Genomic DNA, 15,394 nt, shown 5'->3' on the forward strand with positions numbered 1-15,394 from the left:
TGCAAATAGTGACTGAGCACGCCGCAGCCTACCGCGGCCATTTTGTTTTTCCAGGCATCGACACCTTTGCCGGCATCGAGGTCGATGGCCAGCGTGTCGGTTATGTCGACTACGGCATCAACCCGCTGGGCGACCGGCTCTATATCAACAAGATTGAAATCGAGGACCAGCATCAACGTGGGGGAGTGGGTCTATCCGTGATGTGGTTACTTTGGCGCACGCATCAGGTGCCCTTGGTGCCTATTCAAGAGTTCTGGAGCTCAAAGGGATTTTGGTCCAAGGCTCGCCAGCGGTTGGCAGCAGCAGGCGCACTGATCGAGCCTGAACTCCATACTGGTGATCTGGAGCAAGCCCAACAGCGCTGGCAGCACCTGGTGCCCGAGCTTCCACACGAACAGCAGATCCGCGAGATGATGGCATCGCCGGAGTGGCCCGAGATCGAGGCGGGATTCAACGCGAGGCAAGCGTTATGAGCTGGGGCACGCCAACATCAGCAACACGCGCATATACGATCGGCGAGCTTCCAGACCGGAAGATTCGCCGACATATAAAGTGCAGTATTAGGCACCGCCCCCCTGTGGGGACTGTGGCGGTCGGAATGGAGTGATCGACCTGCTGATAGATCCAGTCAGCATCTGCCGGGTACTCATAGACAGCCCCCCCATAATCCCCTGCATAGAGTTCTCGTAAGGATTTAAACCAGGCTCAGACAGACTAATCATGTTGAGCACGCTACGCGGGAATGAAGTGATCAGTTGGGCGCTGGTGACAACTACGTTCCATGACAGCAGGATGATCACTACGACCATCAGCAAGCCGCCGATCAGGATGCCGCCGAGGCTTTCCAGCGGACGCCCGACATCGGCGACACCAGGATCAAACATCCCCCAAAGCCCCATAGCCATCGCCTGGACCATTGCCAGGCCGACAGCGCTAATCACAATCGCAGCTGCCAAGCCACCCACGGCCAAAGCAGGATAGAGGAAGATGAAGATGAAGGCGTTCCACCCTTTCGCCGACAATTGAGAGGTGTGCTCTTCGCCTTTCGGTGCGGCCATACCAGCCGACCAGAGCGTCACTCCGAAAAAGGTCGTAGCAACAGCTACGAGCCAGCTGATTGCTCCTATCAGTCCATAGATAGCAAACAATAGAGGCATCACGTAGCCAAGCAACCCGCCAGAGACAATCATTATTCCTCCGATTGCTTTTGGCAGCGTCCCATCAGTGATTGAGTTGAGACCGGGGATGTATTTCGCGATCGTCCCGCCCGCAAAAAATCCAATGCCAGTGCCAACGAGCGAGCGTCCCCAGGACGCAATGTTGTGAATATTCTGGTTCGAGGGCCCGGTCGTGGACTTGAGGATGTCGAGCGAAAAAACTCTAGCCAGCAGCGACTTTTCAGCACCAACATTTCCAGGTTGAATCTGTGCCAGGGCTTCGCTTTCGACCAGTTTTGAGAGCGAGTCGCCCGGAGTCATCGCCGAAAGCGTGGATTTTGGCATCATCTGTGCGGTCGCGCCCTCTGCGTAGCTAGCAGCACGTGAGAAGTCGCTCGCTGCGCGCAACACGAAAGTGCCGCCGAGCATCCAACCCCAGTTCTTTACTTCGTCAAAATACGCTTCACTACGAGCTGCCTGGTCAGTTGCAATCGTGGTGCTGATGGTTTGCTCAACCATGGTTTTGTACCAGTCTGCAGACTGACTAGCCCATGTGATACTTTCCTCAAAAAACGTCTTCGCGTCCCCTGCCCCCACAGTCCCGTCCCGAGCTAAAATCGCCTGCTGGACGGCATGCTCGACCAGACCGATCCAGATCTGACGCTGAGCCGAGGCTATACCGACCTCAATAGAGGCGGCATTGTTTTTCTTGACCTGTTCATACTCATCACTGCATGTCATTGACGACAACCAACCGGATTGGCAAAACCACCCCTCGGTTTCCATCTCCCCCTCAACCGTACCAGTAACCGCGTCGGGATCGATCAATCGTTGGACGCCCATACTGACAGCACGGGCTAATTCGTCGCTCGGAGGAATTAACGGTATCTGTAAAGATCGGCCCGCGTTTGCGATATACACGCCTGCAGCAGCGGCTTCAGTCGAGCCCGCAGCTGGATACTTACCGCCGTAAACCTGATTCCATTTTATTTTTAAAGCCTCATTCGCAAGGTCACGACCCGATAGCGAATTTAATTGATCGTTCGGATCTCGGAATATTTTCAGACCAGCGAGTTGGACCGCTGAGATTTTCCAACTGTTTAGCATGTCCAAAGCGACTTTCGCGTCGACTTCAACTCGGAATTTCGGATCACTAAACAGATTATGGCGATGCATCAGTTGAAATGCATTGTGTTGCATCGTGTCACCGAATTCGGCCGCAGACTTGGAGACACCGGCCACAAGAGCGTGTCCTGGCGTCAAAGTGATCTGAATCCCGCCGGCACTAGAGACAGGAATAACCGGTGCAATTAGAGTCAAGGCGAAGATCACCCGCAGCGGGTAGAAAAAAGCCTCGTTCCCATCTTTTGCACCGAAAAAATTCCCGTTGTTTTTGAGTCGGAAAATTCCGAGAAATATAGCCCAGGCCGCGAGGGCGCCGAACATGGCTAGGCCGAGTGTTGAAAAAGCGGATGCAAATATCGTAAGTGGTGTTACGTCCTGAGCACCTATTCCTGGGAGTTCTGCCACATCAAATATCCAACGACCGAAAAGCCATGTCAGTACAAGTGCGGAGAAACTATTCATTCGATAGCCCTCACCCGCACACAGTAGTCATTAGGCAGCACTCGCCCTATCAACAACGACGGTCGTTTAAAAATCTCTCGCAAAAATCGCAACGGGTGTGGTGCGCTTTGCGTATAAGCCATATGAAGACGGTAGGCATTCTGAAAAAGCAACATCAGCACCATATTCAGAAAAACACCATTAGCGAAAAGAAGCATTTTGCCCTGCCCCCAGCTTGCGACAAAATACGCAAGCACAGCCGCAACACTAAGAACTAATACAAAATTGACAAAAATAAGCGACTTATAAGCCCGCCGCAGTGACTCATTCGTAACTTGACTCTTCAAACAAATATCATCCCACAAAAGCTCATCATCAAGCTCCGCGAGATGGCGACCAGCTTTCGCCTGTATCCGTATTTCACTGACCCAATGGTAAATATTTTTAATAAAATAAATCGGAAGAGTAGCGGCATTTTTAAGCTCACGACCAGCATTGACAGTCTGACGATAACCACTCAGGTAACCAAACGCCGTTTTAATCTTATTCATGATTACTACTCCTCATATAAACAGGAGGAATTGGAGTTTCTGGAGCCTTGATTTGCATCGTGCTTTCGCTTCTATCAAGCTGCGGCATTTCACGAACCGGCAAGACCAAGCCGAAATAAATAATTAGAAAAACGCCGATAGCTCTTGGAATCTTTACGCTCGCCTCTTTAAACATAGTTCCCGCCCTCCTTCGAAAGAATTTCCTCTACAGTTCCAGCAAGGGCTGAAATGATATAGCCGTCATGCACGCATGATTCTGGCAACTCACATGCTTTAACCTGTATCTCTCGCAGTATTGCGAGAACCTTTTTTAGCTGCTCATACGACATAACCAAAGCCTCTTCATGCTCACACACATAATTCTATGACCCTAAAGCTCAGCCATCTAATTGATTGTTCACAAACATGAAAATGCTTTTGCAATTACATAAGAATAAATTGGATGGCTATTAGCTTGATTTTCAGAGCACAAAGAAAACCCATCATAGAGCCAACCTATATGCCAGCAAAAGCCCCAATGAAGGGGCTTCTGAACAAGCACGTAAATCAATAATGTCGAAGTATTTGCGCAACACCCGCGAAAAATTCCTCGGGATGGTTGGAATGCGTCTCTATATCATTTTCCGAAACATACGCTGACCACTTGCCATTTTCATATACAAATTTAAAAGCGTCTGTACCAGCAGTTTGGCGGCTGTAACCGCCGATATTGTCTATCGGACGCACCTTCTGAACGCCATTTATCAGCAGTGACATGTATCCGGTGTCGCGATTGCCTGGCTCATTCCAGAAAGTGAGTTGAATACTTTCTGCCTTCGGTCGCCCTACAGCTTTATCCAAGTATCGAGAGGTCTTTTCGCTGTACACAGCATCAGCCGTCGCAGTTGCCGGCATGACCTTATTCATTTTGGGTTCGCCACAGCCGACAAGTGCAGCCAAAACCATGGTGACAACGATGATGCTCAGCTTTTTCATAATCTGATTGCCTCAATTTAATGTGCCAGGGTCTCGTCCTGCTGTAAAAGCGGTGCGGTATCGAGACCTGGCAAAGGAGCCAGACGTAGATTCGTTACTGCGTCCGCTCCATAGCCACCGGCTGCAGCGGCGCCTTTAGCTTGATCTCCACACGACGGTTCTGCGCCCTTCCCTGCTCCGAGCTGTTGCTTGCGATCGGCTGCGACGGACCGGCACCGAACACCTGAATGCGATTCTTATCAATGCCCTGGCTCATCAGGTGCTTACCGACGCTAATAGCGCGCCTCTGGCTCAGCTCGATGTTGCTAGAGTTGCTACCGACACTATCGGTGTGGCCAGTGACCTCAATGTTGTTTTCTCCGTACTGCTTGAAGGAACCAGACAGCTTGTCCAGGTTAAATTGGGCAGCAGGAGACAGTTCGGTCGAGCCATTAGCGAACGTGATCGCACCAGGCATCACCAGCTTGATGTCATCGCCTTGGCGCTGTACGTCGATGCCAGTGCCAGCAGTCGCTTTGCGGAGTTCAGCCTCTTGACGGTCGGCGTACACGCCGTAACCTGCGCCGGCCAAGCCACCGATACCAGCGCCAATAAGTGCGCCTTTACCACGGTTGTCCTTGTTGATCAGCGCCCCTGCTGCGGCTCCTGCGATAGTGCCGATGGAGCCCCAGGTCAGGGTCTGGTTGCGGGAACCATCCTGATCCTGCAACCCAGTACCAGCGCAGCCAGTGAGAGAGAAGAGAATGCTGGTAACCAGCACGGAGGTAATAGATTTTTGCATGTCGAGGCCTCTAACTGTTAGTCGTAGAATGGAGAAAGTGCGTCCGAGCCAGTTGATAGAGTCAACCGGATATATACGAATAACAGCGAGCACCCGACCGGGCTATTTTAGTTATTGCCTCCCTACCCCTATCGCTGCTCGGGGGTAGTTTGGTACACAGCGATTAACTGCCACTTACTTCCTAGGCATAATTATGTACCAGCACTACCGCACATACAAGTAACAAACCTCCAACTTCCTCATGATAAATATATATCACAAGACCAAAAGCCATATATAATTAACGACAACAGATAGCCGCTGCAGACTAACGATGAATACTTTCGAAAGAGACAGCTCGCTCGATCTAATTAAGTGGATCGCACTATTTACGATGATCATCGATCACACCTGGTTCGTGCTACCAAATGAAATCCAGGAAAATCTGTCCTCGATGCGGATTATCGGTCGACTTGCATACCCCTTATTCTGTGTCGCAATTGCGGCAAATGTTGTCCGGCAGCCAATCAGTTGTCCAGTCGGATTGAAATATCTGAGTGGGATATTACTATTCGCCATCCTGAGCCAATGGCCGTATTCGAGATATTTCGATAACGGGCATTTAAACATTCTGTTCGTTATAGCACTTGGGCTAGTTATCGCTCAGGCGATGCATCATCGGACTCCCGAACTGATCTTATGCGGGATCCTAGCCCTGTTGATCACAATCGCGCTCCGTCCGGTACTGAGCTACGGCGTAGCTGGAGTGTTGTTACCTAGTGCACTGGTAATCGCGCTTCAGGCACGGAAGCTAGAGATTAAAATCGTAAGTTGGTCCCTATCCGCTCTTCTCGCCGCTATCGCAAATGTTGGCAGTTCGATTTTGCTGTTGCATGATCTGCCACCGATGGATCATGCGGTCATCACCGCAGCCGCATTGGCACCAATGCTCGGACTGACTCTGCTGCAGATCCAGGTGCCACCGTTACGCTCCGTCAAAGGATGGCTCTACCCAGTTTATCCGATCCACTTACTACTTCTCAGCTCCCTATCAATATCGTTCTGATGCCACCTAGCAAGCGCTTGGACGCTGAGGATTCGCTAGATCGCGCGGGATCTCTTCGCCCTTCGCCTGCCACTTCATAGCCTCCAGGATGCGTGTCGATGCTTGAACTCACCTCCTTCCCTTCCGGGGCCTCTCAAGCGCCTCAGGCGCTTGCTCAAAGATTTGGCATGCCGTCTCGCAGACGCGCAGATACCCCGACGATAAGTACTCCTATGGGTCGAGGGTGAAGGCTCACCAGGAATGCCAATCCAAAAGAAGGGGTCAGCATTTCAAGGTCGCGGTCGATTCCCAGAAAAAGCCGAAGGACAGTGTCCGAAAGAAGTCCGGAACCGGCCCAAAACGTAATGAGAGGAAAATCGGGGGCCAGAAACGGCGAATCCCTCTCTAGGAGGGATTCTCAGCCGTCGATTGCATGCGTTCGACGGGACAGGTCGTTCTTGCGTCGCGCTGGGCGAACTGCTTTCGCAGTAACGGGGTGCGATCCTTTCGGATCCCTGTAACCACCCAAGGGTACACGACTAAGTCGCAAGTTAATTATGCAAGGATCTACAAGCGTCCAAAAGGCCCATTGATCATTTTTGTTCATCCTGCTTCACGCTGAATAATGGCCCTTGCCTTGCTCAAAGCTCGCAGCCACGGACTTCAACTCATTGGCCAGGATCGCTGGCCTAGTCGGCTCACACAGCGCCTCAACCTGACAGGCCGCACGCTTAGCGTACGATTTTATCCAAATTCTGTTGGCTCCTCCTATCGCGAGCTTCGCTACGGCAAGCCAGCCCATAGGGCATCACGACGAACATTTCCCCTGTCGAATTCCTCTACCTGAGTCGTAATGCATCCAAGGCTAGATGTTAAAATCATGTTAAAAGCATGTTAGGCAGCTCGAACGCTTCTAGAGCCCACGTTCTGCGGGCCTTCCAGATATCGCCCCGCGCAGATACCCCGATGATGAGCGCAGATACCCCGAAGGAGAGCGCAGATACCCCGAAGCACTCTGCGCAGATACCCCGATGCCTGTGGATAAATCTCAGGATCGCCGTTTACTTCTCGCGTGGGCGATTCTTGTCCAACTTACGACTTCATCCTTGATACCCCAGCGCTCGATAATTCCAACTCCTTCCAACTCGTGTAGAGCTGGCGGCAAAGCCCTGGTCTTGAAGTCTCGGGCACGCCCACGGGAACCACTCCACCTACGAAGCGACTCCCAAGCTACCCTGTGTACCCCGATAGAATGCCCTGAAATATAGTTTTGCAGATATTTGGCAAGTGGACTCTTAAGACGCAACCGGATCTCCATATCAATAAATGCAAGGTAACTATTTGCAAAGAGCGAAACAACCATAGGATCAATCATTATCCAATAATTATTTTCCTGCCCCCATTTTAACTTATCAATTAATCGAAATGTCTCTCCACTACTATTAGCATCAACAAAAATAGTGGCGCTCGCCAATCGCTCAATTGACTCATGCAGGCGACAATAACTCTCTGCAGATAGATCACTGCCTCTACCTATAGCCCGCAAAAAAGCAGCTCGCTCAAAATACACCGGCTCACCTATTGACAGTCCTTGAGCCAATTGAACTGCATGAAGAAAAACATCATTATCATACATGTCGAGTTCTTCTCCTGACATTCGCACTCGACAATCTGATCGACCTTCAAGCACCTCGCTTCTTAATATTCGGCGCTCTCCTTTCTTTATATTGGAAAATAATCCGGTCCTAGTCCATTGCGTCGGCATTGCGGATGCTAGCGAAGGAAATAAAGGAAACTGCTCTTGAATGCATACTTCCTCAACACATGCCCTCGTAAGCTCGCCCTGCAACTGTGCTTTAAAGCTGTCACGCTCGCTTGCCTCACGAAGGCGTCGGTCCAGAATTACATGGATCTTTGAAATGTTATTTTGAGTTACCTTTTCCTGCGATTGGGACTCATGCATATCGAGCCCCTACAACAGAATTTCGAAAAAATTGTTCTGATTTGCGAGGACGCCCAGGTTTTCGTTTAACCATAGGGTCTACGAGCTCAATCGTATCGAGTTGAACAACATGCCGTTGCAGCCAGCACTCAACATCCTCTTGTCGCCAGAGAAGTCGCTTTGCACCGGGAATTCGGCAAACAGGTGGTAATCGAGAAGGATTTTTCGAGTGCTGGTTTTTGATAGTGCCGGCGGTGCGGCCTAAGATTTGAGCCAAGTCATCAACGGTAAGAAGCTTTGCGAGAGACACAATGACATCCTCCCCCAATCCGGTTACGCCGGATCGGGATTGGATGGGTTCGCGGCAGCGCTGATAATTGACCGCTTGGGGCTGCTGGCTCAGCACATCAAGCGGGATCTATTCATACGCAGGGTTGTGCCCTCAGCTTCTTCTCGCTCTCCTCCGCACCTCACCGTTTGAAATCCGACCCCATCGTAGTCGGCGGCTGGTGACATCAGGCGATTGCCCTCAGGCATCTTTTCTTCCACGCCGGTTACTTCCGCTTTTCGCCTGCGTGGCACTGGACCAAGGAACCTTGCGACTCATCATCAATGCATCACAGCGCCAACTGCTATGCATCTAGAGACCAGGGCCATTTTCGGACCTTGCCAGTACGATTGCCCTCAGCTTAATCATCATCAGTAATCAACTCAACCACCCTGGCACACTTTTGTCACACTCAGGTTGTGACTAAGGATGATTACGGATGATCGTCGATGATCACTAAAGCGCTTACCACCCTTGTATAAATGGGGCTAAAGCCGTGAAAGCCCGTAGGGAGAGGTCCGCAGTAAAGCTATATTTTGCAGTTGCACTGCAAAGGCCCGACGGGGAAGGTTTCGCGGATGAGGGTGGGCTGCTGGGACATCGGGGTATGCTCGAAAAAACGGGATGAGCGATTTTGGCACACATTTGCCTAAAGCCATTTCGGCCAGGCACATCAAAAAATTTGCTAACCCAAAACACCCAACTCCTTCGCCCGCGCCACCGCCTGCGTGCGCCGTTCTACGCCCAGCTTGCTATTGATGTGACTGGCGTGGGTCTTGACCGTGTGCAGCGAGATGAACAGCTGATCGCTGATTTCCTGGTTCGAGCAACCTTGGGCGATCAGGCGCAGAACGGCCAGTTCACGCGCGCTGAGCTGGTCCGCCCCAGGGGATGGTTCCAACAACGGGCGAGTGGCCAGGGCAGGCAGTTTTTCTGCAAGGTTCTGCGAAACCACCGTCGGGACGCAGAGTTGCAGTTGCCCACGCAGCCAGTCCGGGTGTTCGGTCAGCAACGCGTCGAACGGTTGCAGGACGCCACCGGTTGCCGCTTCCAGCGCCTGGGCCAGCGCCTTGCGGGCTTCGGGTTCACGCCCGCCCGCCAGCAACAGGGTGATTTTCTGAGTCAGCGCCATCACGCTGAGCATTTGCCGCCCCGATTTCTGGCCGTGCTCGAGCAGCGCGTTCAAACGCCCCTCGGCCAGAATCGGCTGCCCCTGAATCACCTCCAGCAAGGCTTGCTGCAATTCGATATGCAGCGGCAACTGCGGATGGAATTCCGGCGGTGCCGCCGCGTGATCGCCGTTGTAAGTCTGGCCCAGTCGTGCCAGCCAGGCTTCGGCCAGATCGGTACGGCCCTGGGCCAGCCAGAGTTCGCATTTGACCAGGGTGATCATCGCCAGGTAGTAGATCGGCGGCACGTCCCAGATGTGCATCAGGCGTTCAGCTTCGGCGAGTTCAGCGAAGGCTTTGGCGAACTCGCCGCTGCTGCCTTCGAGCCGGGCGATCACGCAGTGGCCGATCAACACGCTGATATCGCGACAGGCCCGGGCTTCACCCAAACCGACTTGTAGACGCACGCGCGCGGCTTGCGGTTGCAAGCGCACGGCCAGCAAAAAGCCCTCGTACAACGTCAGGCGCGCACGCACGGCGTAAAGCCGTTGCGGGGATAACCCTTGCAGTCGTTGCAGACCCTGACGCACTTCTTGCAGTGAACGCAGGATTTCACCGCGCGCCTGCAGCACACGTGCACGGTCGTAATGGGCCAGCGCTTCAAACAGCGGGTTGCCGACCCGTTGCGCCAATTCCAGCGATTCCCGGTTCAAACTGCGTGCACGCCACAGGTCGCCGTCGGCGATCGCCAGATTGGACAGGGTTGAAAGACACATCAGCCGTTGCCCGTAGCGCTTGGCCGGCAGGCTTTCCAGCGCTTCGGTGCAGTAAAGTTGCGTGAGGGCGCGATTGCCTCGCCCCCGGGCGATGATGCCACTCAGGGCCAACCATTGCGCCAGCATGGATTTCTGCGCAGTGGCCGACGGGGCTGGCAGGAAGCGGCTCAAGTGCGCCGCCAGCTCCTCGGCAGCGTCCAACTGACAGGCCAGCCCCAATGCCCAGCTATAGAGCACGATCAGCCGCGGTGTGCTGATCAGCAGGCTGTCGGGCAAGTCCATTTTCCAGCGCAGCAGCATGCCGACATTCTGTTCGGCGAGCAGTTGTTCTTCAGATAGGTTTTGCACCAGGTTCGCCGCAACGTCCAGATGCCCGGCGCGCAACGCCTGCTCCACCGCCTCGTCGAGCAACCCTTGCGCATTGAACCAACGACAGGCGCGCAGATGCAGGCTGGCGGCCGGCACGATTGACTGAGCGGTGGGACGGGTACGCAGCAGGTCGGAAAACAAATGATGATAGCGATACCAGTGGCCGTGCTCGTCCAGCGGCACCAGGAACACCTGGTGCGCCTGAAGGAAACGCAGGATTTCGGCACTGTCATGGGCCTCGCGGACCGCGTCGCAGAGCTCGCTGCAAAAACGTTCCTGAGGCGCGGTGTCGTACAGGAACGACTGCACTTCGGCGGGCAGGCAATCGATGACTTCTTCGAGCAGGTAATCGCGAATCAGCCCTTCCCCGCCGTGCAACGACTGCGGCAACGCACCGTCGGTACCGGCTTCGGACGCCGCCAGCAACCAGAAACGCAGACCGGCGACCCAGCCTTCACTGCGCTGGATCAGGTTTTCCAGTGCCTCGCCACGCAATGAACTGCTGTGTCGATCGAGCAACATGAGGGCTTCATCGTGGGTCAGTCGAAGGTCCTGCTCATGCAACTCAAGCAATTGCCGCGACAAGCGCAAACGCGCCAGATGCCAGTCGGGACGCTGTCGGCTGGTCACCATGACCAGCAAGCCATCGGGCAGATGATTGAGGAAAAACTGCAAGCAACGATCCAGCACAGGGCCCTGTGCCAGATGATAGTCATCCAGCACCAGCAGCAAAGGTGTCATCGGCGAAAGGTGGATGGCCAGTTCATCGAGCAACCCGTCCAGCCATTCTTCGAAGGCGAAGGGCTGATGGCGCTGGCGCATTTTCAGCAGGCCCAGGGCCTGGCTGCCAAGCTTCGGAAAGTAATCCTGAAGACCTTCGAGCAACCGCTCGAGGAAACGCCCCGGATCGCTGTCTCGAGGACTCAACCCCAACCACAGACTGTGCCAATGGGCCGGCAGACCCTGGCAGAACTCCACCGCCAATGAGCTCTTGCCGAACCCGGCGGGTGCGCTGACCAGCAACAGCCTGCCACCGAGGCCTGCACTCAGGCGCTCGCACAGACGAGGCCGCAGCACATGGCCGTCGGGCAACGGGGGCCGAAAAAAGCGCCCGTCCAGTGCCGTGACGGCAACGCTTGCAGGGCCCGGGAGTGGGGACAGATCAGTCATGGCCGGCTCTTGTTTGAATTGCGGGTGGCGGCGTTGCAGATGTCCGCAGACTATCGGTAAACGAAGAGGGAATGAAGGTTATTGCTACAAATGGCTACAAAAAGAATACAAGCAAAGGTGTCGGCCAAAACCGACAGTCACACCGGACCTGAATTCGACCGTAGCAGCTACAGCGGATTTGTGTGAACGGCAAAAAAAAACGCCCCGAACCAGTCGGGGCGTTTTTCGAGGATGCGGCCTCTGTTCAGTACAGGTTAACGAACCCCGTCCTGACGCAGCGCAGCGGGGGTGAAATCGCTGGTGGTCGCGGTGAAGCCGAAGTCATATGCCGACTTCTCTTCGTTCTTCATGCCCAGTGCCAGGTAACGGCCCGATTGCAGGTCGTACAAGGTTTCCAGGGTGTACCACGGCACTTGCACGTTGTAGTAGTTCTGGGAGTGAGCTTCCGCCACGCGCCACAGTTGATTACGGCCGTCGTAGTGGTCGATCACCGCTGCTTGCCAGGTGTCTTCGTCAATGTAGAAGTCACGTTTGGCGTAGATGTGGCGCTGACCTTCCTTCAAGGTGGCAACCACATGCCAGACCCGACGCAGCTCGTAGCGAGCCAGGTCCTGGTTGATGTGACCGGCCTTGATGATGTCGTCGTACTTCAGTTGCGGCGAATCGAGTTTGTAGCTGTCGGAGGCGATGTACATCTCTTTCTTGCCTTCGAGTTTCCAGTCGTAACGATCCGGGGCACCGTTGTACATGTCCAGGTTGTCGGAGGTTCGCAGGCCGTCAGCCGCAGTACCCGGCCCGTCATAGGACACTTGTGGCGCACGACGCACGCGACGTTGACCGGCGTTGTAGACCCACGCCGAACGCGGCTCTTTAACTTGGTCGAGGGTTTCGTGCACCAGCAGCACACCACCGGCCAGACGTGCCGGCGCGGTCACTTTCTGCTTGAAGTAGAACAGGATGTTGCCCGGGTTCGCCGGATCGTAGTCCTTCATCTTGTCGCGGAACACGAACTGATCCTGGAAGTACACCAGGCTGTACGAGCCGTTCGGTTGCGGCGTGGCCTGGGTCACCAGACGGGTCACGCTGCCACCGCGATAACGGGTGATGTGGTTCCAGATGACTTCAACGCCGGTCTTTGGAATCGGGAACGGTACGGCGGTTTCGAAGTTTTCCAGACCGTTGCCGCCGGAGACCAGGTTAGTGGAGGTGGCGTTTTTCTTGATGGAGGCAAACACGGCATCCGGCACGGTCGCGCCGCGATGGGACGGGTAAACCGGCATCTTGAAGGTTTCCGGGTAGCGCTTGAACATCGCGTACTGGCCCGGAGCGAGTTTGTCTTTGTATTGGTCGACGTTCTGCGCAGTGATGGTGAACAGCGGTTTTTCACTGGCATACGGGTCAGACAGGAAGCCTTTGCCGTCAACGGTGCCGGCGTTTTTTGCCATGGGTTTCCAGGCCGGGATCGAACCGTCAGCGTTGCCCGCCATTTCGGCACCCATCGGCGTCAGGCTCTTGCCCAGTTTGTCCGCTTCGGCGGCAGGCACTGCCGCCATGACGCTGGTCGCCAGCAGCGAAAGCCCTAGAACTCCAGCGTGGAACAGACTCTTTGTTATTTTCATATGTGTGTTCGTCCTGAAAAAACAGTGCTTAGAAGTTCACGCCGACGCTGAGCGCAACGAAGTCGCGATCATCTACGGTGGTGTACTTGCCGTCGAAGAAGTTGGTGTACGCCAAGCTCGCGGTGTAGGTGTTCTGGTATTCGGCATCGAGGCCCAGGCTCACCGCTTTGCGACCTTCTTCGAAGTTGCCGCCAGGGCCTGGCGAGTAACCGCTGACGTCGTGGGACCAGGCCACGTTCGGCTTGAGGTTCACACCGGCGAACACGTCGTTGTATTCCCAGATGGCCCGACCGCGATAACCCCACGAAGTGGACGTGGTGAAACCTTCGTCGTTGCAGTTGCGGCTGCGGTTGTTGGTCGGAGTACCCGGGCCGGCGCCGTTGATGGTGCTGGTGTTGAGTGCCACGCACGTGTTCGCCGTACCAGTGGCTGGCAACTCACCCGGGCCGTAGACCGGATCGCGGCCATAACGGACGTCGGAAGTGCTTTCCAGTCCGCCAACGTGAGTCACACCCACTTCGCCCACCAGGGTCAGGCGGCTCGCACCCATGACCTGGTCAAAGAAGTGCGTGAGGGTGGTTTGGAACTGGGTGATTTCCTTGCGGCGATAGCCATGCAAGTCTTGACCCGGGCTGGCAGAGAGCAGCGAAGCATTGCCCAGAGCGCCGCCCAGAGGACGTACGCCGGCGAACAGAATGTCGGTGGAGTTGAGCTGCACCGGTGCGTTCGGACGATAGCTGATCTCACCGCTCCACGCCGTACCGGTAGGCAGGGTGGTGGAGAAGCTCAAACCGTAGAGGCGGATGTCTTCAGGGTATTCGATGAAGTATTTCGAGTTACCTGCCACCAGCAGCGGCGCGAGTGCGGCGAACGGACCTGGCAGCGCAGCCGCCGTGTTATAGACCGACTGCGGCGCACCCGTGGCGCTGAAGATCGGCGCACGGCTGTGGTAGTTCATGAAGTAGGCACCGAACTCGGTGTCCAGCGGGTCGAACATGTATTTGAAGGACGCGCCCCACTGACCGCTGTCGCGAGCATCACTATCGCCACCACGCCGAACCAGCACACCCTCCTCGTTGACATTGACGCCGTTGGCGGCCAATGGACCCAACGCAACGGCTGGAATCTGCGAACGTTTGTTCAGCACCCGCAGGTTGTTGTCGCAACCATCGGCAACAATGTCCGGCTGCGAGAAGAAAGTGCCGCAGTTATCGACAACGGTCTGGTCCCATTCCAGCTGGTAGAAGGCTTCTGCCGACAGGTTTTCAGTCAGGCTCTGGGACACGTAGAACATGTTGACCGGGATCAGGCCTTCCTTGATCTCGGCACCTGGACGACGGAAAGCGGACACGTCGATCGGGTTGATCGAGTTGATGCCGCCGCCGATGAACGTACTTTCGCCCCAGCTCACCACCTGCTTGCCCAGACGCACGGAACCCGGCTGATCGGCTATGGAGTAGTTGTGGTAGACGAAGGCGTCGAGGATTTGTCCGCCGGAGGACTTGGCGCCTTCCTTGCGGCCGTCGTTGCTGACGTTCTTGAATTCCAGGTCTTCGTTTTGCAGCGCGAAGTCGTACCAGTATTTGCCCCGGACAAAGACGCCGGTATCGCCGTACTTCAATTCAAGGTCATGGATGCCCTTGAAGATCTTCGAAAAGGCTTGCCCGCTCTTGAAGTTCAGGTGGCCGTCATCGGAGGTCTGGGACAGGCCGCGCCCGCCGTTGTTGACGCCGATCAGGTTCTTGTTCGGCGACTGGGTCGACACGCTCATCCCCAGGGAGAGCGACGAATCGAACTGACCTTCGATTTCACCAACGTTGAAACTGACGCCGAATGCAGGCCCGGCGAGCGAAGAGGCGAGACTGACCGCCAGGGGCAATTTCGCCCGGCGCCAGAACGTGTTTACTGATGTCATCGACGCTACTCCATGTGCATTATTGTTATGGCAGTTAGCACTTCTAAAAACGTTGTGGATGACGGGGAGCCAAGGCGTCCCGAAGTCACTCCAAAATTGCATCGCCCCGTTT

At 54.9% G+C, this 15,394-nt stretch carries 11 protein-coding genes and 2 pseudogenes; 3 read left to right on the forward strand and 10 right to left on the reverse strand.

Going from position 1 to position 15,394, the window contains the following annotated elements; translation table 11 throughout:
* Window positions 1-8 precede the first annotated feature (8 nt).
* A complete protein-coding gene (locus ACA075_RS25300) occupies window positions 9-473 on the forward strand; it encodes an N-acetyltransferase (RefSeq protein WP_497296060.1) in 465 nt (154 codons plus the stop codon).
* Between the two features lies 1 nt (window position 474).
* A pseudogene (locus tag ACA075_RS25305) lies at window positions 475-564 on the forward strand (site-specific integrase); the annotation flags it as partial.
* On the opposite strand, the gene ACA075_RS25310 reads toward ACA075_RS25305, so the two are convergent.
* From ACA075_RS25310 to ACA075_RS25330, 5 genes are all read right to left on the reverse strand, one after another.
* The gene (locus tag ACA075_RS25310) at window positions 561-2,744 is read right to left on the reverse strand and encodes a hypothetical protein (RefSeq protein ID WP_497296061.1); all 2,184 of its coding nucleotides are present in this window, start codon (window positions 2,742-2,744) and stop codon (window positions 561-563) included. The pseudogene ACA075_RS25305 and the gene ACA075_RS25310 overlap by 4 nt on opposite strands.
* Window positions 2,741-3,274, reverse strand: a complete 534-nt coding sequence (locus tag ACA075_RS25315; protein ID WP_497296063.1) for a hypothetical protein — start codon at window positions 3,272-3,274, stop codon at window positions 2,741-2,743. The genes ACA075_RS25310 and ACA075_RS25315 overlap by 4 nt, the downstream gene beginning before the upstream one ends.
* A complete protein-coding gene (locus ACA075_RS25320) occupies window positions 3,267-3,449 on the reverse strand; it encodes a hypothetical protein (RefSeq protein ID WP_497296064.1) in 183 nt (60 codons plus the stop codon). Before ACA075_RS25320 ends, ACA075_RS25315 begins: the two co-directional genes overlap by 8 nt.
* A 371-nt stretch (window positions 3,450-3,820) precedes the next feature.
* Window positions 3,821-4,249 (reverse strand): hypothetical protein, encoded by a 429-nt coding sequence (locus tag ACA075_RS25325; protein ID WP_210075552.1) that lies wholly within the window; start codon window positions 4,247-4,249, stop codon window positions 3,821-3,823.
* 94 nt (window positions 4,250-4,343) lie between these two features.
* Window positions 4,344-5,030 carry a YiaD family glycine zipper/OmpA-like lipoprotein gene (locus tag ACA075_RS25330; protein ID WP_497296066.1) on the reverse strand — a complete coding sequence of 229 codons (687 nt, stop codon included), beginning with the start codon at window positions 5,028-5,030 and terminating at the stop codon, window positions 4,344-4,346.
* Window positions 5,031-5,343: 313 nt separating this feature from the next.
* Between ACA075_RS25330 and ACA075_RS25335 the strand changes: the two genes are divergently transcribed.
* Window positions 5,344-6,075, forward strand: a complete 732-nt coding sequence (locus ACA075_RS25335; protein ID WP_497296067.1) for a TraX family protein — start codon at window positions 5,344-5,346, stop codon at window positions 6,073-6,075.
* A 1,027-nt stretch (window positions 6,076-7,102) separates the two neighbouring features.
* On the opposite strand, the gene trfA is transcribed toward ACA075_RS25335, so the two are convergent.
* The 5 genes and pseudogenes from trfA to ACA075_RS25360 form a co-directional block, all read right to left on the reverse strand.
* The gene (gene trfA, locus ACA075_RS25340; RefSeq protein WP_497296068.1) at window positions 7,103-8,017 is read right to left on the reverse strand and encodes a plasmid replication initiator TrfA; all 915 of its coding nucleotides are present in this window, start codon (window positions 8,015-8,017) and stop codon (window positions 7,103-7,105) included.
* Window positions 8,018-8,856: 839 nt separating this feature from the next.
* A pseudogene (locus ACA075_RS25345) lies at window positions 8,857-8,925 on the reverse strand (MBL fold metallo-hydrolase); the annotation flags it as partial.
* Window positions 8,926-9,009: 84 nt separating this feature from the next.
* Window positions 9,010-11,748: a winged helix-turn-helix domain-containing protein gene (locus tag ACA075_RS25350; RefSeq protein WP_497296070.1), complete on the reverse strand. Its 2,739-nt coding sequence runs from the start codon at window positions 11,746-11,748 to the stop codon at window positions 9,010-9,012.
* A gap of 254 nt (window positions 11,749-12,002) precedes the next feature.
* Window positions 12,003-13,367, reverse strand: coding sequence for a DUF1329 domain-containing protein (locus tag ACA075_RS25355; RefSeq protein ID WP_219094400.1), 1,365 nt, complete (start codon window positions 13,365-13,367; stop codon window positions 12,003-12,005).
* A 28-nt stretch (window positions 13,368-13,395) separates the two neighbouring features.
* Entirely contained in the window at window positions 13,396-15,282 is a 1,887-nt protein-coding gene (locus ACA075_RS25360; RefSeq protein ID WP_219094398.1) for a DUF1302 domain-containing protein, read from the reverse strand.
* Window positions 15,283-15,394 lie beyond the last annotated feature (112 nt).

The sequence above is a fragment of the Pseudomonas sp. LBUM1663 genome, assembly GCF_059695905.1.

Bases quoted from the DNA above. Each gene is read 5' to 3' on its own strand.
- ACA075_RS25310 (WP_497296061.1), bottom strand. From the start codon at position 2,744: ATGAATAGTTTCTCCGCACTTGTACTGACATGGCTTTTCGGTCGTTGG.
- ACA075_RS25315 (WP_497296063.1), bottom strand. From the start codon at position 3,274: ATGAATAAGATTAAAACGGCGTTTGGTTACCTGAGTGGTTATCGTCAG.
- ACA075_RS25320 (WP_497296064.1), bottom strand. From the start codon at position 3,449: ATGTTTAAAGAGGCGAGCGTAAAGATTCCAAGAGCTATCGGCGTTTTT.
- ACA075_RS25325 (WP_210075552.1), bottom strand. From the start codon at position 4,249: ATGAAAAAGCTGAGCATCATCGTTGTCACCATGGTTTTGGCTGCACTT.
- ACA075_RS25330 (WP_497296066.1), bottom strand. From the start codon at position 5,030: ATGCAAAAATCTATTACCTCCGTGCTGGTTACCAGCATTCTCTTCTCT.
- ACA075_RS25335 (WP_497296067.1), top strand. From the start codon at position 5,344: ATGAATACTTTCGAAAGAGACAGCTCGCTCGATCTAATTAAGTGGATC.
- trfA (WP_497296068.1), bottom strand. From the start codon at position 8,017: ATGCATGAGTCCCAATCGCAGGAAAAGGTAACTCAAAATAACATTTCA.
- ACA075_RS25350 (WP_497296070.1), bottom strand. From the start codon at position 11,748: ATGACTGATCTGTCCCCACTCCCGGGCCCTGCAAGCGTTGCCGTCACG.
- ACA075_RS25355 (WP_219094400.1), bottom strand. From the start codon at position 13,367: ATGAAAATAACAAAGAGTCTGTTCCACGCTGGAGTTCTAGGGCTTTCG.
- ACA075_RS25360 (WP_219094398.1), bottom strand. From the start codon at position 15,282: ATGACATCAGTAAACACGTTCTGGCGCCGGGCGAAATTGCCCCTGGCG.